The 19101-nt window shown below is 71.1% G+C and carries 20 protein-coding genes and 2 pseudogenes; 7 read left to right on the top strand and 15 right to left on the bottom strand.

Going from position 1 to position 19101, the window contains the following annotated elements:
* Positions 1 to 69: 69 nt before the first annotated feature.
* Positions 70 to 639: an XRE family transcriptional regulator gene (locus Q4V64_RS30545; RefSeq protein WP_124440077.1), complete on the bottom strand. Its 570-nt coding sequence runs from the start codon at positions 637 to 639 to the stop codon at positions 70 to 72.
* Between the two features lie 68 nt (positions 640 to 707).
* Here Q4V64_RS30545 and Q4V64_RS30540 point away from each other — a divergent pair, with 68 nt between their 5' ends.
* From Q4V64_RS30540 to Q4V64_RS30525, 4 genes are read left to right on the top strand one after another with little or no spacing between them, the layout of a single operon-like run.
* Complete coding sequence (locus Q4V64_RS30540; protein WP_124440078.1) at positions 708 to 1409, top strand: AzlC family ABC transporter permease; 702 nt, start codon at positions 708 to 710, stop codon at positions 1407 to 1409.
* Entirely contained in the window at positions 1406 to 1720 is a 315-nt protein-coding gene (locus Q4V64_RS30535) for an AzlD domain-containing protein (protein ID WP_124440079.1), read from the top strand. The genes Q4V64_RS30540 and Q4V64_RS30535 overlap by 4 nt, the downstream gene beginning before the upstream one ends.
* Positions 1721 to 1732: 12 nt before the next feature.
* Positions 1733 to 2041 carry a hypothetical protein gene (locus Q4V64_RS30530; RefSeq protein WP_216377612.1) on the top strand — a complete coding sequence of 103 codons (309 nt, stop codon included), beginning with the start codon at positions 1733 to 1735 and terminating at the stop codon, positions 2039 to 2041.
* A 36-nt stretch (positions 2042 to 2077) separates the two neighbouring features.
* A complete protein-coding gene (locus tag Q4V64_RS30525) occupies positions 2078 to 2746 on the top strand; it encodes a class I SAM-dependent methyltransferase (protein ID WP_124440080.1) in 669 nt (222 codons plus the stop codon).
* Here the strand turns inward: Q4V64_RS30525 and Q4V64_RS30520 are convergent.
* From Q4V64_RS30520 to Q4V64_RS30510, 3 genes and pseudogenes are all read right to left on the bottom strand, one after another.
* Positions 2661 to 3866 (bottom strand): MFS transporter, encoded by a 1206-nt coding sequence (locus tag Q4V64_RS30520; RefSeq protein WP_124440081.1) that lies wholly within the window; start codon positions 3864 to 3866, stop codon positions 2661 to 2663. The genes Q4V64_RS30525 and Q4V64_RS30520 overlap by 86 nt on opposite strands.
* Positions 3867 to 3973: 107 nt before the next feature.
* Positions 3974 to 4573: a TetR/AcrR family transcriptional regulator gene (locus tag Q4V64_RS30515; protein ID WP_124440082.1), complete on the bottom strand. Its 600-nt coding sequence runs from the start codon at positions 4571 to 4573 to the stop codon at positions 3974 to 3976.
* A gap of 64 nt (positions 4574 to 4637) precedes the next feature.
* Positions 4638 to 5840, bottom strand: a pseudogene (locus tag Q4V64_RS30510) (FAD-binding protein); the annotation flags it as partial.
* On the opposite strand from Q4V64_RS30510, the pseudogene Q4V64_RS30505 reads away from it, so the two are divergent.
* Together Q4V64_RS30505 and Q4V64_RS30500 are read left to right on the top strand one after the other, a co-directional pair.
* Positions 5839 to 6497: pseudogene (locus tag Q4V64_RS30505) on the top strand (DUF5753 domain-containing protein); the annotation flags it as partial. The pseudogenes Q4V64_RS30510 and Q4V64_RS30505 sit on opposite strands and share 2 nt — an antisense overlap.
* Positions 6494 to 6790, top strand: a complete 297-nt coding sequence (locus Q4V64_RS30500) for a DUF397 domain-containing protein (protein WP_124440083.1) — start codon at positions 6494 to 6496, stop codon at positions 6788 to 6790. The pseudogene Q4V64_RS30505 and the gene Q4V64_RS30500, both read left to right, overlap by 4 nt.
* Here the strand turns inward: Q4V64_RS30500 and Q4V64_RS30495 are convergent.
* The 4 genes from Q4V64_RS30495 to Q4V64_RS30480 all read right to left on the bottom strand — a co-directional run bounded on the left by Q4V64_RS30495 (position 6702) and on the right by Q4V64_RS30480 (position 12997).
* Entirely contained in the window at positions 6702 to 8792 is a 2091-nt protein-coding gene (locus Q4V64_RS30495) for a zinc ribbon domain-containing protein (RefSeq protein ID WP_303712771.1), read from the bottom strand. The genes Q4V64_RS30500 and Q4V64_RS30495 overlap by 89 nt on opposite strands.
* Before the next feature lie 226 nt (positions 8793 to 9018).
* The gene (locus tag Q4V64_RS30490; RefSeq protein WP_124440084.1) at positions 9019 to 9423 is read right to left on the bottom strand and encodes a hypothetical protein; all 405 of its coding nucleotides are present in this window, start codon (positions 9421 to 9423) and stop codon (positions 9019 to 9021) included.
* A gap of 48 nt (positions 9424 to 9471) precedes the next feature.
* Complete coding sequence (locus Q4V64_RS30485) at positions 9472 to 11004, bottom strand: PucR family transcriptional regulator (protein ID WP_124440085.1); 1533 nt, start codon at positions 11002 to 11004, stop codon at positions 9472 to 9474.
* A 67-nt stretch (positions 11005 to 11071) separates the two neighbouring features.
* Complete coding sequence (locus Q4V64_RS30480) at positions 11072 to 12997, bottom strand: AMP-dependent synthetase/ligase (protein ID WP_124440086.1); 1926 nt, start codon at positions 12995 to 12997, stop codon at positions 11072 to 11074.
* Between the two features lie 281 nt (positions 12998 to 13278).
* Here Q4V64_RS30480 and Q4V64_RS30475 point away from each other — a divergent pair, with 281 nt between their 5' ends.
* Complete coding sequence (locus Q4V64_RS30475; protein ID WP_303712768.1) at positions 13279 to 14118, top strand: MaoC/PaaZ C-terminal domain-containing protein; 840 nt, start codon at positions 13279 to 13281, stop codon at positions 14116 to 14118.
* Positions 14119 to 14152: 34 nt separating this feature from the next.
* Here Q4V64_RS30475 and Q4V64_RS30470 read toward each other — a convergent pair whose 3' ends face one another.
* The 7 genes from Q4V64_RS30470 to Q4V64_RS30440 all read right to left on the bottom strand — a co-directional run bounded on the left by Q4V64_RS30470 (position 14153) and on the right by Q4V64_RS30440 (position 19101).
* On the bottom strand, positions 14153 to 14803 hold the full coding sequence (locus tag Q4V64_RS30470; RefSeq protein ID WP_124440088.1) for a TetR/AcrR family transcriptional regulator: 651 nt from the start codon (positions 14801 to 14803) through the stop codon (positions 14153 to 14155).
* A 93-nt stretch (positions 14804 to 14896) separates the two neighbouring features.
* Positions 14897 to 15205: a DUF4229 domain-containing protein gene (locus tag Q4V64_RS30465; RefSeq protein WP_124440089.1), complete on the bottom strand. Its 309-nt coding sequence runs from the start codon at positions 15203 to 15205 to the stop codon at positions 14897 to 14899.
* A gap of 101 nt (positions 15206 to 15306) precedes the next feature.
* Positions 15307 to 15831, bottom strand: a complete 525-nt coding sequence (locus Q4V64_RS30460) for a GNAT family N-acetyltransferase (RefSeq protein WP_124440090.1) — start codon at positions 15829 to 15831, stop codon at positions 15307 to 15309.
* Between the two features lie 25 nt (positions 15832 to 15856).
* A complete protein-coding gene (locus Q4V64_RS30455; protein ID WP_124440091.1) occupies positions 15857 to 16516 on the bottom strand; it encodes a UdgX family uracil-DNA binding protein in 660 nt (219 codons plus the stop codon).
* Positions 16517 to 16630: 114 nt separating this feature from the next.
* Complete coding sequence (gene mqnE, locus Q4V64_RS30450; RefSeq protein WP_124440092.1) at positions 16631 to 17794, bottom strand: aminofutalosine synthase MqnE; 1164 nt, start codon at positions 17792 to 17794, stop codon at positions 16631 to 16633.
* A gap of 84 nt (positions 17795 to 17878) precedes the next feature.
* Positions 17879 to 18334 carry an Lrp/AsnC family transcriptional regulator gene (locus Q4V64_RS30445; protein ID WP_124440093.1) on the bottom strand — a complete coding sequence of 152 codons (456 nt, stop codon included), beginning with the start codon at positions 18332 to 18334 and terminating at the stop codon, positions 17879 to 17881.
* Between the two features lie 86 nt (positions 18335 to 18420).
* Positions 18421 to 19101 (bottom strand): UbiX family flavin prenyltransferase, encoded by a 681-nt coding sequence (locus Q4V64_RS30440; protein ID WP_124440094.1) that lies wholly within the window; start codon positions 19099 to 19101, stop codon positions 18421 to 18423.

Raw genomic sequence — 19101 nt, 5'->3', positions numbered from 1 at the left:
CCAAGGAGCCCCGCACCGCAAGGCAGCGGGGCTCCTGCCTTTTCCCACGCCTTGCCCGCCCCCGGCCGGTCACACGTGCTGCATGACCAGCACGAACGTCGTCCCGGGCGCCAGAGCCGCGTACGAGTGCGGCACATCCCCGCGGTAGGTCATGTAGTCCCCGGGCCCCAGTTCGACCTCCTCCCCCCGCGGCCCCGCCTTCAGCTTCCCCGTGCTCACGATCAGATGCTCCACCGAACCCGGAATGTGCGGCTCCGACTCGCGTGCGGCGCCCGGCTCGGCCCGCAGGTGGTAGATGTCCCGCCGCGCGCCGGGCGGGCTGGCGGACAGCAGCGTGGCCACGTAATCGGCCCGCTCGGACCCGACCGTCGGCCCTTCCCCCGCACGGATCACCCGCACCGACGGAGCCGGCGGCTCCACGAGCGCGCTGAACGGCACCCCGAGCGCCACCGCCAGCGCCCAGAGCGTCTCCACGCTCGGATTCCCGCTCCCCGCCTCCAGCTGGGACAACGTCGACTTCGCGATCCCGGCCCGTTTGGCCAACTCGGACAGGGACAGCCCCGCACGCGTGCGTTCGCGGCGCAGGGAGGCGGCGATCCAGTCGAGGGGGAGCCGGGGCGGGGGCGCGCTGTCGGACATGTCGTTCGCTCCATCGGTACGTTCGTTCAGTTTGACGAACACGGTCTCTCCTGTCCACTGTAGAGAACATGCGTATGACAGAGCGAACACCCCGTGTCGCGCGATACCCGGAGCTGATCCGGGACGCGTCCCTCGTCTGGCTGGCCAGCGGCGTCGTCGGCGTCTCCTTCGGTGCGGTCTCCGTCACGGGCGGCCTGCCCGTGTGGGTACCGGTGGTGATGTCACTCGTCGTGTACGCCGGCTCCGCCCAGTTCAGCGCGGTCGGCGTGCTGCTCGCCGGAGGCGGTCCGGTCGCCGCGGCGGCCACCGGACTGCTGCTCAACACCCGTACGGCGGCCTTCAGCCTGGCCGTCGCGGACACGATCGGCCGCGGCCGGCTCGCCCGCCTCCTCGGCGCACACCTCGTGACCGACGAAACGGTCGCCTTCGCCCTCGCCCAGCCGGACCCGGCACGGCGGCGAGCGGCCTTCTGGATCTCCGGGCTCGGACTGTTCGCCGTGTGGAACGCGGGCGTCCTGGCCGGGGCACTGGCCGGCAGCGCGCTGGGCGACACGGGCACGTACGGCCTCGACGCCGCCTTCCCCGCCGTACTCGTCGCGCTGGTCCTGCCCGCCCTGCGCACGGACTCGGCGGTACGACGATCCGCGCTGCTCGGCGCCGCGCTGGCACTGGCGGTGACGCCGGCCGTTCCGGCGGGGGTGCCGGTGCTGGTGGCACTGGCGGGGCTCGCCTTGTACGGCAGCCGTATGGGCGGGAGGGGCAGGGCGTGAGCGCGACGGTCGCCATGATTCTGGTGCTGGCGGTCGGGACGTACGCCTTCCGGCTGGTCGGGCCGGTCCTGCACGGACGAGTAGAACTCCCGGCACGGACCCAGGAGTTGCTGTCGGCGGGTGCGGTGGTGCTGCTGGTGGCGCTGCTGGCCACGGGGGCGTTGACCGAGGGCGGGGGCTTCGCGGGGTGGGCGCGGCCGGCCGGGGTGCTGGTGGGGGGCGTACTGGCGTGGCGGCGGGTGCCGTTCGCGGTGGTCGTGCTGGGCGCGGCGGGGGCGACCGCGGCCCTGCGGGCGGCCGGGGTGGCGTGAGAAAGTGGCCTCGTGGACAGGGATGGAGCGGGCGAAGCAGGCGACGCGTCCCCCGCGAACAACAAGCTGGCGACCGGACTTTCGCTCGGCCTTTCGATCGGGGTCTCGCTCGGTCTGGGCGTGGGCCTGGTGCTCGGTCTGGTCGTCTTCGACAACCTCGGGCTGGGGCTATCCCTGGGCATGGGGCTCGGCACGGCCCTCGGCACCGGTCTGGGCGTCGGTATGGGCGCCGCCCGGGAACGCCAGGAGGGCGGCGAGGACGGCGGCGCGGACGGCGGCGCGGACGGCGGCGCGGACGGTGGCGCGGAGCGGCCGGAATAGGCCCCCCTGCACAGCTGCCGGAATAGGCTCCCGCGCATGACGGACGCCGACTACGCAGACTCCTTCGTAACCACCACCCGCACCTTCTACGACGCCATCGCCGAGGACTACGCCACCCTTTTCCAGGAGGCCGGCGCGGGCAGGCCGATGGACCGGGCGGTGATGTCCGCCTTCGCCGAACTCGTCGGCGAAGGCGGGGCGGGCCGTGAGGTGGCCGATCTCGGGTGCGGGCCGGGGCGGGTGACCGGTTACCTCGCCTCGCTCGGCCTCTCCGTGTTCGGGCTGGACCTGTCGGAGTCGATGCTCGCGATCGCCCGGCGGGAGAACCCGGGCCTGCGCTTCGAGCAGGGCTCGATGCTGGAGCTCGACCTGCCGGACGGCTCACTCGGCGGTGTCGTGTCCTGGTACTCGTCCATCCACACCCCTGTGGACCGTCTTCCCTCCCTTTTCGCGGAGTTCCACCGCGTCCTGGCACCGAACGGCCCTCTCCTCATCGCCTTCCAGGTCGGCGACGAGCCCCGGCACCACGACCAGCCCTTCGGCCACCCCGTGGCGCTCGACTTCGCACGGTGGCAGCCCGCCGCCATCGCCGAGCTGCTGACGGCGGCGGGCTTCGCGCTCATTTCGCGGACGGTACGCGAACCGGACGAGGCGCTCGGGGAGTCGACCCCGCAGGCGTTCCTGATCGCCCGCCGCGCCGGCTGAGTTCGGGCAGCAGCGTGCCGAGGCCCAGCAGGGCCAGACCGGCGCCGAGCCAGAGCGGGGAGCGCAGTCCCCACGCATCGATGGCGACGGCCCCGAGGGAGGAACCGAGGATGACGCCGAGGGTGATGAAGGAGGAGTGGACGGTGTTGACCAGCGGGCCGGCGTTTCCGGTGCGCTGGACGCGGGTGACCATGGCCGGGTTCATGGTGACGCCGACCAGGCCGATGCCCAGCATGCAGACCAGGGCGGGGGCGGGCAGGTCGGCGAAGAGCGCGAAGCCGGTCAGGAAGAGCAGGTTGAGCAGCAGGCCGACGGCGAGGACGGGGAGCGTGTGGCGGTCGGCGAGACGGCCGACCACCGTGTTGCCGACGACGGTGGCGGCGCCGTAGGCGATGAGGAGGAAGGGGACGGTGCCGGCGGAGAAGCCGGTGAGGCCCGTGAGGATCGGATTGAGGTAGCTGAAGGCGGAGAAGGTGGCGCCGATGATCAGGGTGCTGGTGGACAGCACCAGCCACAGCCGGCGCCTGCGGAACACCCCGAGCTCCGCCCGGAAGCCGCCGCCTCCCTCCGCGCGGTCCAGGCGGGGTACGCCGGCGAGGGTGGCCGCGGCGGCGACGAGGGTGAGCGCGGAGATGGCCCAGAACGCGGCACGCCAGCCGAAGCGTTCGCCGATGAGGGTGGACAGGGGAAGGCCGAGGAGCGTGCCGAGCATCAGGCCGTTCATGGCGACCGCGATCGCCCGGCCGCGCACCTCGGGGCGGGTGAGCTGGACGCACAGCGAGATGCCGACGCCGAAGAAGGCCTGGGAGGCGATGCCGGTGACGACCCGGGCGACCAGCATGGTGGTGTAGCCGGTGGCGGTGGCGGCGAGGACGTTGCCCGCCAGGAAGACGCCGAACAGGGTCATCAGGGCCGTACGCGGGGGCAGTCGCATCACCGCGACGGTCAGGAACGGCCCACCGGCCGCCATGGCGACCGCGAACGCGGTGATCAGGAATCCGATCTGCGGGACGGTGGCGTTCAGCCCGTCCGCCATCTGCGGCATCAGCCCGGCGACCACGAACTCGCTGGTCACCATGGCGAAGATGCCGAGCGCGAGGACGTACACGGCTCGGGGCACGGGGAATCTCTCTCGGTTGCTGTGGGTGATGTTATGGATCGATCAGTTCAAAACATGGCCCGCGAAGATGTGCCCCCACGGGCATGGGGGCACATCCCGTCAGCGTGTCAGCCGGTCAGCGCGTCCATGGCGACCTCGGCCATCGACTCCAGTACGACCCGGTCCGCGCCGCCCTGGCTGGAGACGCGCAGACCGGCGATCGTGGCGTTGAGGAAGCGGGCCAGCGCACCCGGGTCGCGGGCGGAGGTGATGCTGCCGTCCCGCCGGCCCGCCTCCATCACGGACCGGAAGGCGGCCAGTCTGCGCGCGGTGTCACGCTCCAGCATCCCCGCGGCCTTCGGGTCACGGGCGCCCAGCTCCACGATGGTGTTCACACCGAGACAGCCCAGCCCCCGGCCCTGTGCCGCGCGGTGGTCCGTCTCGGTCTCCACCACCTGGACGAGCACCGCGTGGATCCGGTCGGCGGCCGGCCGCTCCGGGTCGTCCAGAGCGGCCAGCTGAGCGGTCGTCATGGCGTCGAGGTAGCGGGCGAGGGCCCGCTCGAACAGGTCGTGCTTGCTCTTGAAGGTGTTGTAGATGCTGCTGCGGCCCAGTCCGGTGGCGTCGCACAGGTCCTGCGTGGAGGTGGCCTCGTAGCCCTTCTCCCAGAAGGTGTGCATCGCCGCGTCCAGGGCCCGCTCCTCGTCGAAGCTCCTCGGTCGGGCCATGACGGGACCATAGCAGGTTATGGACCGTACAATCCAATACCTTCGGCGGGGTTACCCGGCCGAGTCAGCGGACTCCCGCGATGTCCCGCGCCGCGATGTACCCGAACGTCATCGCCGGGCCGATCGTCGAGCCCGCGCCGGCGTAGCTGTGACCCATCACGGCGGCGCTGGCGTTGCCGGCGGCGTACAGGCCGGGGATCGCCGAGCCGTCCGGGCGCAGGACCCGGGCGCGGGCGTCGGTGCGCAGGCCGCCCTTGGTGCCGAGGTCGCCGGGGACGATGCGGAAGGCGTGGTACGGGGGCAGCCACAGGGGGGCGAGGCAGGAGTTGGGGAGGATGGCGGGGTCCGTGTAGTAGTGGTCGTAGGCGCTGTCGCCCCGCTGGAAGTCGGCGTCCTTGCCTTGCCGGGCCAGGGAGTTGAAGCGGTCGACGGTGGCGCGGAGGGCGGCCGCGGGGACGCCGATGGCGGTGGCCAGGGCGTCGAGGGTCCAGGCCTTGTGTGCCGCGCCGGAGGTGTACCAGGCGTCCGGGAACGGGAAGGTCGGGGCCACGTCCTTGAAGAGGTAGCGGTTGCGGTAGTTCTGGTCGATGATCAGCCAGGCCGGGATGTCGGGGTCGGTCGGGTGGCGCTCGTACATGGTGTGGACGACGTCGCTGTAGGGGGCGGCCTCGTTGACGAAGCGGCGGCCGGCGGCGTTGACCAGCAGGCCGCCGGGGAGGGTGCGTTCGGCGAGGCAGAAGTAGGGCTGGTCGGGGAGCGGGATGGCCGGGCCCCACCAGGCGTCGTCCATCAGGTCGAGGGCGGCGCCGAGGCGCTCCCCCGCCCAAATGCCGTCACCCGTGTTCTCCTTGGCGCCGACGGTCCAGTCGGTGCCGATGGGCTGCCGCTGGTACCGCTCGCGCATGGCGGCGTTGTGCTCGAAGCCGCCGGATCCGACGATCACGCCTCGGCGGGCGCGGACCAGGCCCGGGGTGCCGTCGCGGGTGACGACGGCACCGGACACGGCCCCGCCCTCGACGTACAGCTCGGTGAGCGGGGTGCCGAGCCACACCGGCACCCGGGCGGCCTGGAGCCCCAGGCGCAGGCCCGCCGCCAGCGACTGGCCCATGGTGAGCGGCTTCTGCCCCAGCAGGGCGGCCTTCGTGCCGCGGGCCAGGCACTCGGCGGCGACGGCGACACCCTTGGCGCTGACGGCGGTCAGGGCGAGCCACTTGTAGTCGGCGCTGAAGACGACCAGGCCGGCGGGGACGTCCAGGTACGGCGGGCTGGTGAAGGCGGACGAACTGCTGGATGCCGGGGGTCTCTTGAAGGAGGTCATCCCCGAAGTCGAGGAGGCGATGACGAAGGCACGGACTCGACACCCGGAGTGGTACCGGGGCTATGCGCTGCTGGAGGCGGAGGCGCTCGAACTGCACCACAACTGCATCCACGCGATGCACGGGCTCCTCCAGCCCGAGGATCACGCCCATGCCGTGTTCGCCAAACGGCGGCCGTTCCTCAGCGAGGAGACCATCGAGAAGCGGGTCGCCGACCGGCTCTCCCGGCAGCAGGTCTTCGAACGGTGGCCGTCGCCTGCCGTCAGTTACGTGCTCGAAGAGGTGGTGCTGGACCGGCCGATCGGTGGGTCGCGCGTCCACGCGGAGCAGTTGCGGCGGCTGTTGCGCGTCGGCAGCATGCGGAACGTTGAGATCCAAGTGATGCCGACCCGGCTGGAGGAACATCCCAACCTGGACAGCGCGTTCAATCTGCTGACCCCCAAGGGGCATGCGCAGGTGGCGTACACGGAGGCTCAGGGATACCCCGGCTGATCACCGACTCAGAAGAGGTCCGGAAGATCGCCGACCGCTATGGGATCATGCGAGCGATGGCACTCCCGCCCAAGGAATCCCGGGAGTTGATCGAGAGGAAGCTGGAGGAGCTATGAGCAGCGAGGAACTCAGCTGGTTCAAGTCCAGCTACAGCGACGGTGAGGGAGGCGAATGCCTCGAAGCCGCCTACCCCTGGCGCAAATCCAGCCACAGCAGCGGCGAAGGCGGCGACTGCCTGGAGGTCGCCCCCTGCCCCCACACCATCCACATCCGCGACTCCAAGAACCCCACCGGGCCTCAGCTCAGCGTCTCAGATGAGCTTAGGTTTTCCTGGGTGGGGCTGGGTTGTCGGCCCGGCTCCGGTGGAAAAGAGATCTCGGCTGTGCCCCGGGCTGTATCCGTCGTGTGACGGGGGTGGCGTGGGTGTGCAGGTGGAAGCCTGCGCCGAGTCTGGCCCCGCGTGGCTGGTGCCGGGTGGGGGTGCTCATCGTGTGCGGTGCCTGCCGCCTGCGCCGCCGCTGGGTGCGGCGGGTGGGTGACTGGGGCATCCGCCCCGCCGGACGCTTTCCACCCGGGCCCGCAACAGCGGTCCGCGCTGCGGGTGTTCCGGGTGGGGCGGGGACCCTGCGTCGCTGCCTGGGCACAGGGCGGTTTCTCGTCGGTCCCGCCTTCGTCCGGTCCACGGCAGCAGCGGACTGCTGCTGCGGACCGGACTCGGTGGCAGGCCTGGGGTGGGTGGTGTGCCGGACCGGCTGGTCCAGCTCCGGGGCCGTGCGGCGGATCACGTACGTGCCGCTGCTGCGGTCCAGGACAGTTGTGTGCTGGTGTTGCAGGCCGCGGGCGCCGATCCGCTGCCAGGCCGCGACGTCCCGGTCCGCGCTGTATCCGCAGGCGGTGTCGGGACAGCTCGCCCATTTCCAGCCCGGTGTGGTGCGGTCGGGGGCGGCGCGGTGCCGCAAGACGCTCAGGCAGGTGGGGCAGTACTTCGAGGTGCCGCGCGCGGGGACGATGACCACCGCGATCCCATAGCGGGCGGCCTGGTGGCGGGTGTGGGCGACGATCTGCCCGCGCACACTGCTGGACAGGCGGGTGTTCAGGGTGCGGCCCTTGCCCCGGGCCTCCATGTCCCGCAGGTCCTCCAGGTAGATCACCGACGCTCTCGCGGCGCGGGCGTGGCCGACCATGAAGTGGGCGGCGGCCCTGGCGAGCTGCTCGTTCAGCCGCGTACGACGCTTGCTCACCCGCGCGTGCTCGGTGCGCAGCACCGCCAGTTTCGCCGCGGTGAGCGGATCGGGGCGCAGCCCGGATGCGGTGCGGCCGTCGGTCAGGGACTGCAGGTGGGCGACCTTGGCCCCCAGCTGTTCGGCCAGCACACGCAGCCGGTCGGCCTTGGCCAGTACCCCGTCCGGGCGGAAGAACACCGGCTGCCCGTTCGTGTGCACGGTCGGCTGGGTGCCGCCGGCCAGGGTCAGTGTCCCGCCGGTGAGCAGGGTGTTCAGCCCGTAGTCGAAGGCCACCGCCCGCAGATGTCCGTCCCGCCGGGTCGTGGGCACGGCGGTGGTGTGGGCGACGTCCAGGCGCAGGCGTCCGCCGCGCAGGCGCAGGGTCGGTGCATGCAGGGCGGCCGTGACGGGGATGGTGGGCGGCAGCCGGAACCGGATCACCACGGAGTGCCAGTCACCCCGGGTGCGGGGGTCGGGCCGCACCGGCAGGCGCACGGTCAGGACCGCGTAGCGGGCCGGGTCGTCCTCGCAGCGGGCCAGCGTGGCCAGCTGCTTGTCGGCGGCGGCCAGCACCACCTGACGGCCACCGCCCGGCGCCGCCTCCAGCTCACACAGACCGGCGGGCAGCCGCCCATGCGTGGTGTGGAAAGCAGCGATCTGCCGGGTACGGGCGCGCAGCACCGAGGCCGCCACACCCTGCCCGTCCGGACAGGCCGCCCGCAGCGCCTCCCACTCGCCCGCCGTGCGCCGCATCGGATCAGCGTCGGGGCCGGTGGGCCAGGTGGCCAGTACCGCGTCGGTGATCTGGGTACGCCACCAGGCCGAACGCAGCGCCCGCCCGGCCTGCTCCTCGGCGACCCGCCGCACCCGGTCAGGAACGTACAGTCCTTCGCGCACGGTGGCCGCCCAGCCCAGCATCCGCAACGCCATCCACGCGTTCGACGGCAGCCGCTGCCCCGACAGGTCCCGCCCGCAGGCGAGCCGGGCCAGGTCCGGGCGGTTCCAGCGGGCGCCGGTCACTTCCGCGCACATGCTCTCGACCAGAGCGGTCAGCCAGCCCACCCGCCCGGCCAGCACATCGGCGCCCAGCACCTCGCCGGTGACGGCATCCAGGCCGCGGAACGCGGACGCCGACGCGCACGCCACCCGCTCCGCCTGCCCCTCACCCAGCTCGACCTTCCGCCGCACCCTGTCACCCCCGCCCGGCCACCCAGAACCACTGTCCGATCATCGAACTCACTTACACAACGCGCTCCGCCCGGAAAGGTCACGCAGCAACCGCAAGAACCCCGAAGAGACCGGAAGAATCACAGCAACACCAAGGAAACCCAAGCCAATCGGTCCGCTGTTAGTGACCCTCTCCCCACGACCTGGGCGAACTTCCTCGCCCAGGTCGGGAAGTGACCGCAAGGGATCAGGCGACGCCGCAGGTCCAGTAGCCCCAGCCGCCCCACTCGCCGGAGCTGGACTCGCCCAGGCCCGCCTGGATGCAGACGCCCGTTCCCTCGGCGTAGCTCTTGTTCACGTCCACGGTGCTGCCGGCCGTGTTCGAGTTCCAGATGGTGAAGTCGTAACCACCGCCCGACTGGTACGGCGCGACGTCCACCTTCATCACCGCGGACATGCTGTCGGCACACAGGTCGGTGAGGTAGAAGTGCTCGCCGTCGTCGTCGAACGTGCCCTTCGAGCTGTTGTCGCAGTTGCTCCTCACGCTCTGGCCCCACGAGCTGACGCTCGTGCCGGCCGAAGCCGGCGAACCGGCCATCGCGACCATCGCCGCCGCGGCGACCATGATCCCCCCGATGCGCAACTTGTTCATCAAACCCCCAGGTTGTGAGCTCAGGTGCCGTTCGGCCCTGGGAGCAAGCTAGGCGGCGGTGTCGCTCTTGGACCACCGTGCACGGTGGCCACTTCCGTCACCGGAGTGTGCACGGTGCCCAGTGACCGCGATCGCGTGGACGACGTCGTGGATGCCCGAGGCTGTCGTCAACAGGTCCCGGTTGAGGAGGCGTTCGGCCGTCCGGAGGCGGGCCCGTATGGTGTTGCGGCTCAGCGCGAGGGCCTCGGCCGTCCGCTGGGCGTCGGTGTTGTGGTCGATCCACGCCCGCACGGTGGCCTCGAGATCGCGGTGCCGTACGTCTCGCAGGGGCTGGAGGAAGGTAGCCGCCCAGGTGATGGCGGGGGCGGTGTGGAGGAGTTCGGCGAGGGTCGGTGGGACCTGCCGGGGTACGGCCGCGGGGTCGGGGGGCAGGTCGGTGAGGGCCAGGGCCAGGTCCAGTTCGGCGCGGGCGCGGACGTCGCCGAGATCCAGGCCCAGGGCTCTTTCCGCCCGGCCGCAGTGCGCGACGACGGTGGTGCGGCTGACGCGCAGCAGGCCGGCGACGGCGGTCCTGGGGAAGGTCACGGCGAGGCGGGTGATGTCCTGGGTGAGTTTCGGTTCGGCGTGCAGCGGTGCCACGTGGGCGCGGGCCCAGGCGGTGGCCGCCGGGCGGGGCAGCACGTCGATCAGGAGGGGGCGGCCTCGGTAGGCCGCCAGCCGGTCCGGGGAGTTGCGGGCGACGGCCAGGGCGTGCAGGGCCTCGCCGTAGGCTTCCGCGAGGGCGGTGAGCGGGTGGGGTCTGCTGACGCCGAGCGCGTATCCGGGATTCTCGCGGACCAGTCGTCGTAGGACCTGTCCGTGTTCCAGCCGGTCCAGCCGGTCGTCCGGGGCGGCGTTCTCGGTGGCCTCGGCGATCGGGCAGATCAGGTGCTCCTCGAACGCCGGGCAGTGCACCATCAGGCCGTGGCCGTGATAGCCGGAGGCGTCCTGGAAGGTTCTGGCCAACCGGTCGCGGTCGGCCGGAGGGCAGTGCAACAGGTGGACCCGTACGCGCTCGGCACCCAGCAGCGGCGGGACGTCCCAGCTGGTCATCCGCCGGGCCAGCGTGACGTCCCCGGTCATCAGCGCGGTCAGCACCGCGAAACGCAGGGCTCGCGCCTTGTCCTCGTCACCGCGGGCGCTGTCGTCGGCCCGGGACGCCTCGCCCAGCAGCTGGAGCAGCCCGCCGGCCTGAGACACCAGTGCCGCCGCCTCCCGCGACAGCGCCGCCGCACTGGCCGTCACTAGCACGGAACGTGGCTCGCGCCTGCCGAACGCTTCCAGGCGCACCTCCAGATCGCCCACCCGTGTCGTGGCCGCGGCGAGCCTGCCGTCGGCCAGCCGCTCCACTTGCGCCTGAAGTGCCTCTACGACCCCTGGAAAACCCGGCGTCGCCGCGACGACCCCGTTCCCGAGGGCCCCGCCGTCGATCCAGGCGACCTCCGCCCCGGTCCACCGCCGCAGCCACTCCAGCGTCTCCCCCGGTTGCCCGCACCGCTGTACCACTCTCAGCAGCTCGTCGAGCCCCTGCCCACGCCCCATCGCCCCCACGGCCGTCCCCTGCTTTCCCCGCTGTCCCTTACTGGTTCCAGCGCAGGAAAGCACATGTTCACGTCTCGTACAGCCCTTCCACCTCCCTGGCGAAGTCCCGCATGACCGCCTCGCGCCGCAGCTTCATCGACGGGGTGAGGTGGCCCGACTGTTCCGTGAAGTCCACGGGGAGGATGGTGAAGCGGCGGATGGACTCGGGGCGGGAGACGAGTTTGTTGGCCTCGTCCACGGCCCGTTGCAGGACGCTCCTCAGCTCCTCGTCGTTGACGAGGAGTTCCGCCGGGACCGGGTGCTTGCCGTTCATCTGGCGCCAGTGGTTGACGCCGTCCATGTCCAGGGTGATCAGGGCGGAGATGTAAGGGCGGCGATCGCCCAGGACGAGGCACTGGGAGATCAGGGGATGGGAGCGGAGCCAGTTCTCCAGGGGGGCGGGGGCCATGTTCTTGCCGCCTGCCGTGATGATGATCTCCTTCTTGCGGCCGGTGATCGTCAGGTAGCCCTCGTCGTCCAGGCTGCCGATGTCGCCCGTCGGGAACCAGCCGTCGGCGGAGGCCGGGATCACCCCGCCCCCGTACGGGTCCCAGTAGCCGCGGAACACCTGGCCGCCGGTGAGCAGGATCTCGCCGTCCGCCGCGATCCGGACCTTGGTGCCGGGCATCGGCCAACCCACCGTGCCGAGGCGGGGTTTGAGCGGCGGTGTGACGGTGGCCGCGGCTGTCGACTCGGTCAGACCGTAGCCCTCGTAGATCTCCATACCTGCGCCCGAGTAGAAGGCCTCGAGGTCGCGGCCGAGTGGGGAGCCGCCGCAGATGATGTGGCGGACCCTGCCGCCCATGGCCTTGCGGATACGGCGGTAGACGAGGGGGTCGTAGAAGGAGCGGGCCGCCTTCAGCGCGGCGCTCGGGCCGGAGCCGGTGCCGTGCTTGCGTTGCTCCAGCGCCTCGCCGTAGCGGCGGGCCACGCTCGCCGCGCGGTCGAAGACCGTCGCCCGGCCGCCGCGCTCCGCCTTGGCTCGCGCGCTGTTGAAGACCTTCTCCAGCATGTACGGGATGACCACCAGGAAGGTCGGCTTGAAGCTGCCCATGTCCGCCACCAGGTCCTCCGACTTCAGGCTCGGCGCGTGGCCCAGCCGTACGCGCGCGCGGACGCAGGCGATCGCCACCATGCGGCCGAAGACGTGCGACATGGGGAGGAAGAGGAGGGTGGCGAGGTCTTCGGTCGACTGGTTCTTGCTCTTGCTCTTGAAGACCGGGGAAAGGAGTTCGATCGCGTTGTCGATCTCCGCGAGGAAGTTGCCGTGCGTGAGCACGCAGCCCTTGGGGCGGCCGGTGGTGCCGGAGGTGTAGACGACGGTGGCGAGCGTGTCCGGGACCAACACCCCGCGCCGTATGGCGATTTCCTGGTCCGGGACCTGGGCGCCGAGCTCCGCCAGCCGGTCCAGGTGCCCCTTCTCCATGATCCACATGTGGCGCAGGTCGGGCAGCCGGTTGAGTTCCGGGCCCAGCGCCGACGCCTGGCCGGCTTCCTCCGTCACCAGGGCGACCGCGCCCGAGTCCTGGAGGATCCACCGGGCCTGGAAGACGGAGGAGGTGGGGTAGATCGGCACGGTGACCAGGCCGGCGGCCCACGCGGCGAAGTCGAGGAGCGTCCACTCGTACGTCGTCCGGGCCATGATGGCGATCCGGTCGCCCTGCACCAGCCCTTCCGCGATCATCCCCTTGGCCAGGGCCAGGACCTGCGCCGCGAACTGAGCCGCCGTGACATGGACCCACGCGCCGTTCTCCGTACGGCGGCTCATCACCCGGTCCTCAGGAGCCTCGCTCGCGTTGTCGAAGGGCAGGTCGGCGAGCGAGCCGTGCGTCGCCGGCGGGACGAGCGGCGGTACCGACACCTCGCGGACCTCCCCGTCCAGACGCCGGATCTCCGGTTCCACGAGAACGGGCGCGCCGTCGTAGTCGTGACCGGATGCGTAGGCGAGGGACATGGGCAGCTCCTGGGGCGTGCAGCTGAGTACCGCTCTGCTGCATGTGGTACGCGCGGTGCGTACCGGCGCGTTCACCGGCAGTGTGCGGCTCGGTGAGTTACCGCCGGTTAGGACGGCGATCCTAGGGGGCTGACGTGGGGGGTTCGTGCGGGTTCGGGGGCGGTCCGGAGTCGGGCCTGTGCAACCTCGCCCGCAAGGTGAGCCTTTGTCAGTTACGCGTGTCATTACCTCCGGTAACATTACTTTGGAGTAGCAGAAGACCCCGAGGTGGGAGACACGTCGTGACCATCACCCTGGCCCAGACCCCCTCCCTTCCTCCCCTCCTCGCCCGCGGCGCCCTGCTCTCCCCCTTCAAACGGCCGCGCCCGGACGCGGAGTTCCCCCGCACCCGACTCGTGCTGCCCGGCGTGCGCGTCGACCTCGCGCACCTGGCCGCCTACGAGCGGGTGTGCGGGTTCGCGACCGGGGACGACGCGCTGCCGGTGACGTACCCGCACGTGCTCGGCTTCCCGCTGGCCATGCGGCTGATGAGCGGACGGGACTTCCCGCTGCCGCTGCTCGGGCTCGTCCACACGTCGGTCGAGATCACGCAGCGGCGGGCACTGGCGGCGACCGGGACCTACGAACTCACCGGATACGTCGAGGGCTTGGCTCCACATCGGCGCGGCACCGAGGCGGCCGTGGTCAGCGAGATGCGGGCAGGGGACGAGGTCGTGTGGGAGTCGAGGAGCACGTATCTGGCCCGGCACCGGACGGGCAGCCGTACGCCCCCGTCCGAACCGGTCGAACACCGGCCGCCGCTGCCCGCCGTCGCCGAGTGGCGGCTCGCCGGCGACGTCGGACGGCGGTACGGCGCGGTCTCCGGTGACCGCAACCCCATCCACCTCCACCCGCTCACCGCCCGCCTGTTCGGCTTCCCCCGGGCCATCGCGCACGGCATGTGGACCGTGGCCCGCTGCGTCGCCGCGCACGGCACACCGGCGGCCGTTCTGGTGCGGGCCGGCTTCCGGGCGCCGGTGCCCCTGCCGGGGACGGTGACGTACGCCGCGGAGGGCGGGCTCTTCGAGCTGCGCGGCGGGGGCCGCGTGCACGTGACCGGGGGCGTCTACCCGCTGGTCTAGTACCCCGACGGGCAACGTTCGCCCCGCCGGGGCACTAGTGAGACGGGCCGGGCGGGGACCACGGGTTGCCTTCCATGAGGTTGCCGAGCCCCGCCCAGGCGAAGTTCATCAGGGTCGCCGCCGCCTGTCTCGCGGTGATGCCGGGGGTGGCGTTGGCCCAGGCGGCCAGTGACTCGGCCGCTCCCACCAGGGCCTCGGCCAGGCCGGCGACCTCGCGCTCGGGCAGGTCGGGATCGCGGTGGGCCTCGCGGGCGGCGACGACGATCAGCTCGGTCACGAACGCGACGAGCTCCTCGCGCATCGCGGCCACCTCCGCCGCGAACGGCTCGCCGTGGGTGCGGGCCTGGAGGTGCAGCACGGACCAGCCGTCCGGGTTCTGCGCGGTGTGGGTGAAGAACGCCCCCAGCCCGTCCCAGAGTTGGCGGTCGGCGGGCAGACCGGGGTCGACACCGGCCCGGACGGCCTCGGTGAGCGCCTTCGCCTCGCGGCGGATGCAGGCGGTGAAGAGGTCTTCCTTCGAGTTCAGGTACAGGTACACCAACGGCTTGGACACGCCCGCGAGTTCGGCGATCTCGTCCATCGACGCGGCCATGTACCCGCGCTGCCCGAAGGTCCGTACGGCGGCGTCCAGCATCTGCTGCTCACGGACGGCACGCGGCATGCGCTTGCTCTTCACGGCACCCATACGGGAAGCGTAATTGGATTCGGGCGCGCGCAACGCCCCTACGCGGCCCGCGACCTGTCGCCCACGCGGCCTGAGGAGCCTCGCCTGCCTCGCCTACGACGCCTGGGGAGCCTGTCCCTGCGACCGGGCGGCGTCGTCGGCGCCGTCCTCCTGGTTGCGGTTCGCCTCCAGGTTGGTCTTGATCTTGTCCACCTTCTGCACGACCTGCATCGACGCGCGGTCCCGCTCCTTGCGCAGCACCACGAAGCTGATCGGGGCCGAGATGACCAGGGAGAGCAGGACGATCCACATGCCGTTGGAGTCGCCGAGGCCACGCGGGACGACGCCGGAGTAGACCAGGCCCCAGACGACCACGAGGCAGCCCACGAAGATCCCGAGGCGCATCAGCGTGTAGCGGAGCATCTCAATCCACTCTTCCGTTTCGGACAGTTTGAACAATCCCGTCCAGTGAAGCACGGGCGGGACCTGATCTTGAACGGGGGTACACAGCGGCCAGCGGGGCACTAGTCCAGCGACAGCAGCATGATCACGTCGTCCCGGTCCTCCCCCGGCGCGACCCGTATCGCGCCGGGTACCCGGCCGACCTCCTTGTAGCCGCAGGAGCCGTAGAAGCGCTCCAGGCCGAGGCCGCCGCGGCAGGTGAGCCGGATGGCCTCGATGCCGTCGAAGGTGCGGGCCCTGTCCGCGGCGGCGGCCAGCAGGTCGCGGCCGTACCCCTTGCCCTGGTGGCGCGGGTGCACCATCACCGTGTACAGCCAGACCCAGTGCGTCATCAGGCGGTGCGTGTTGAAGCTGAAGAAGGCGGTGGCGGCGACCTGACCGGCCTCGTCGTGGGCGACGAGCAGCCGGATGCGCCCCCCGGCCATCCCGGCGAAGTGCTTCACCAGTTCCGGCCGGATGGTGTCGCGGTTCACCGGCGGCACGAAGCCGACGGCTCCGCCCGCGTTGGAGACGTCGGTCCACAGGTCGAGGATGCCGTCCCGGAGGTCCGGAGTGACGGACGGATCGAAAGTGAAGGTAAGGGACACCGAGCCATCGTAGACATTACGACGGCTATGACAGCGCCTGGGCCGCCACCTTCAGATCCGACACCAGGCCCCGATACGCCGCCTCCCGGTCCTTGTCGTCCTGCGCCCGCAGCACGGAGGACGGGTGCACGGTCGGCACGAGCCGCTCCCGCCGCCCGTGGATCTCCTCCTCCAGCACCGTCCCGCGCACCTGCCCGACCCGGAACGACGACCCGAGCAGCGCCTTGCCGGCCGTGGCCCCCAGGATCACGATCAGCTCGGGCTCCACGATCGCCAGCTCGGCCGCGAGCCACGGCCCGCACGCGGTCATCTCCCGCAGGGTCGGTGCCTTGTGGATCCGGCGCTTGCGGGGCTCGGCCTGCGTGAATTTGAAGTGCTTGACGGCGTTGGTCACGTACGCCTCGCCGGGATCGATGCCGGCCTCTGCGAGGGCTCGGTCCAGCAGACGCCCTGCCGGGCCGACGAACGGTTTGCCCTGGCTGTCCTCCTGGTCACCGGGCTGCTCGCCGACGAGCATGACGCGGGCGTCCTTGTTTCCGGCGCCGAAGACGGTTTGGGTGGCGTTCTGGTGAAGGGGGCAGCCTCGGCAGTCGGCGGCGGCTCGGCGCAGGGCGGGCAGACCGCCGTGGTCGGGGACGAAGGGGGCGGCTGTGTAGGCGTCCTCTGGTGCCTTTGTGCTCACCATGGTGGACGAGTACCCGCCGTGAAGCCTCGGACGCATGCCGACTGCGGGTGCGTTGTGGCTGGTCGCGCAGTTCCCCGCGCCCCTAGGTAGGCCCACTCCCCGTCGGCTGAAAAGTCAGACCCGCATCGGCTGCGGCGACTCCCGGCGCGCCGGGTCCGGGCCCTCGTACTCCCGGATGATCTCGTACCGCGTGTTCCGCTCCACCGGTCGGAAACCGGCGTCGCGGATGAGGTCCAGCAGGTCCTCGCGCGTGAGCTTGTTCGGCGTGCCGTAGTTGTCGGCGTCGTGGGTGATCTTGTACTCGACGACCGAGCCGTCCATGTCGTCGGCGCCGTGCTGGAGGGCGAGCTGGGCGGTCTGGACGCCGTGCATGACCCAGAAGACCTTGACGTGCGGGACGTTGTCGAACAGCAGCCGCGAGACCGCGAAGGTCTTCAGCGCCTCGGCGCCCGTCGCCATCTGCGTACGCGCCTGAAGGCGGTTGCGCACCTTGCCGTCCTGCATGTCCACGAAGTCGTGCTGGTAGCGCAGCGGGATGAAGACCTGGAAGCCGCCGGTCTCGTCCTGCAGTTCGCGGAGCCTGAGCACGTGGTCGACGCGGTGGCGGGGCTCCTCGATGTGGCCGTAGAGCATGGTGCACGGGGTCTTGAGCCCCTTCTCGTGCGCCAGCCGGTGGATGCGCGACCAGTCCTCCCAGTGGGTGCGGTGGTCGACGATGTGCTGCCGGACCTCCCAGTCGAAGATCTCCGCGCCGCCACCGGTGAGGGACTCCAGGCCCGCGTCGATGAGCTCGTCGAGGATCTCGCTCGCGCTCAGCCCGGAGATGGTCTCGAAGTGGTGGATCTCGGTGGCGGTGAAGGCCTTCAGGGACACATGCGGCAGGGCGGCCTTCAGCTCGCGCAGCGACCGCGGGTAGTACCGCCAGGGCAGATTCGGATGCAGCCCGTTCACGATGTGCAGCTCGGTGAGGTTCTCGCCCTCCATCGACTTGGCGAGCTTGACCGCCTCCTCGATGCGCATCGTGTACGCGTCCTTCTCGCCCGGCTTGCGCTGGAAGGAGCAGTAGGCGCAGGACGCGGTGCACACGTTCGTCATGTTGAGGTGGCGGTTGACGTTGAAGTGGACGACGTCGCCGTTCTTCCGCGTCCGCACCTCGTGCGCGAGCCCGCCCAGCCATGCCAGGTCGTCCGACTCGTACAGCGCGATGCCGTCCTCGCGGGTCAGCCGCTCACCGGAGCGGACCTTCTCCTCCAGCTCGCGCTTGAGCCCGACGTCCATGCCGACACCTCTTTCTGAGACAGACTCCGTAAACCGTACTCCCCCACCCTTCGGGCGGGGGGACCCCCAAACGGCGCTGCGCGCCTACACCTCTTCGGGCAGCTCACCCACCCGGTTCTCCCACTTGGTGGAGAGCACGATGGTCGTACGGGTCCGGGACACGCCCTTCGTTCCGGACAGCCGCCGGATGATCCTCTCCAGCCCGTCCACGTTGTTCGCCCGCACCTTGAGCATGAACGAGTCGTCACCGGCGATGAACCAGCAGTCCTCGATCTCGCTGAGGTCCTTCATCCGGGCCGCCACGTCCTCGTGGTCGGCGGCGTCGGAGAGCGAGATGCCGATCAGGGCGGTGACGCCGAGGCCGAGCGAGGCGGCGTCGACGGTGGCGCGGTAGCCGGTGATGACGCCGGCCGCCTCCAGCCGGTTGATGCGGTCGGTGACGCTGGGTCCCGACAGTCCGACGAGGCGCCCCAGCTCGGCGTAGGAGGCCCGGCCGTTCTCCCTCAGGGCCTGGATGAGCTGCCTGTCCACCGCGTCCATGCGATCGAAGCCTTCCGCTGAAGAGTCTCAAGTCTGAAGAGATCTGTAATGGTCCGGGGGTTCCTGAGGTCGGTGTCGCGTGGCGCTCACTCGGGACGTTCGGACCGGGAGCCGCCCAGGTCACCCTTCCAGCGGCGGTACAGCCCGTGCTCGACGCCCGCCGCGTCGAGGACCCGTCCGGCGACGAAGTCCACCAGGTCCTGGATGTGCGTGGCGCCCGCGTAGAAGCCGGGTGAGGCGGGCACCACGCTCGCGCCCGCGTCGTCCAGGGTCACCAGGTGCCGCAGCGTCTGCCCGTTGAGGGGGGTCTCCCGCACGGCCACGACGAGCTTGCGGCGCTCCTTGAGGGTGACGCTCGCGGCCCGTTGCAGCAGGTCCTTGGACAGGCCGAGGGCGACTCCGGCGACGCATGCGGTGGAGGCGGGGACGATCAGCATGCCCTTCGAGGGGTACGACCCGGAGGACGGCCCCGCCGCGAGGTCGCCGGCGCTCCAGTGCCGTACGCGGTCGATGTCCACCTGGAAGGTGCCCGGCTTCCCGTCGGCGCCTGTCGACAGCCACTCCCGCAGATCGTCCTGCCAGTGCGCGTCGCGGAAGGAGATCCCCGTCTCGTCGAGCAGCGTGAGCCGCGAGGCCCGGCTGACCACCAGGTCGACGCTCTCCCCCGCCTCCAGCAACGCACGCAGCACGGCAGCCCCGTACGGCGTACCGGACGCTCCCGACACCCCCACGATCCAAGGCGTGCGCTGCGTCTGTCCTGGCTTCAT

The organism is Streptomyces sp. NL15-2K (genome assembly GCF_030551255.1).
Classification (GTDB): Bacteria; Actinomycetota; Actinomycetes; order Streptomycetales; family Streptomycetaceae; genus Streptomyces.
The sequence above is the reverse complement of the archived record's forward strand: the minus strand, read 5'-3'. Positions and strand labels throughout refer to the sequence as shown.

What these genes read in the sequence shown, in the direction of transcription:
- Q4V64_RS30470 (WP_124440088.1), bottom strand. Translation starts at nt 14,803, where the DNA reads ATGGGTGCCGTGAAGAGCAAGCGCATGCCGCGTGCCGTCCGTGAGCAG.
- Q4V64_RS30445 (WP_124440093.1), bottom strand. Translation starts at nt 18,334, where the DNA reads ATGGACGCGGTGGACAGGCAGCTCATCCAGGCCCTGAGGGAGAACGGC.
- Q4V64_RS30480 (WP_124440086.1), bottom strand. Translation starts at nt 12,997, where the DNA reads ATGTCCCTCGCCTACGCATCCGGTCACGACTACGACGGCGCGCCCGTT.
- mqnE (WP_124440092.1), bottom strand. Translation starts at nt 17,794, where the DNA reads ATGGACGTCGGGCTCAAGCGCGAGCTGGAGGAGAAGGTCCGCTCCGGT.
- Q4V64_RS30485 (WP_124440085.1), bottom strand. Translation starts at nt 11,004, where the DNA reads ATGGGGCGTGGGCAGGGGCTCGACGAGCTGCTGAGAGTGGTACAGCGG.
- Q4V64_RS30540 (WP_124440078.1), top strand. Translation starts at nt 708, where the DNA reads ATGCGTATGACAGAGCGAACACCCCGTGTCGCGCGATACCCGGAGCTG.
- Q4V64_RS30500 (WP_124440083.1), top strand. Translation starts at nt 6,494, where the DNA reads ATGAGCAGCGAGGAACTCAGCTGGTTCAAGTCCAGCTACAGCGACGGT.
- Q4V64_RS30455 (WP_124440091.1), bottom strand. Translation starts at nt 16,516, where the DNA reads ATGGTGAGCACAAAGGCACCAGAGGACGCCTACACAGCCGCCCCCTTC.
- Q4V64_RS30545 (WP_124440077.1), bottom strand. Translation starts at nt 639, where the DNA reads ATGTCCGACAGCGCGCCCCCGCCCCGGCTCCCCCTCGACTGGATCGCC.
- Q4V64_RS30515 (WP_124440082.1), bottom strand. Translation starts at nt 4,573, where the DNA reads ATGGCCCGACCGAGGAGCTTCGACGAGGAGCGGGCCCTGGACGCGGCG.
- Q4V64_RS30440 (WP_124440094.1), bottom strand. Translation starts at nt 19,101, where the DNA reads ATGAAGCCAGGACAGACGCAGCGCACGCCTTGGATCGTGGGGGTGTCG.
- Q4V64_RS30465 (WP_124440089.1), bottom strand. Translation starts at nt 15,205, where the DNA reads ATGCTCCGCTACACGCTGATGCGCCTCGGGATCTTCGTGGGCTGCCTC.
- Q4V64_RS30490 (WP_124440084.1), bottom strand. Translation starts at nt 9,423, where the DNA reads ATGAACAAGTTGCGCATCGGGGGGATCATGGTCGCCGCGGCGGCGATG.
- Q4V64_RS30525 (WP_124440080.1), top strand. Translation starts at nt 2,078, where the DNA reads ATGACGGACGCCGACTACGCAGACTCCTTCGTAACCACCACCCGCACC.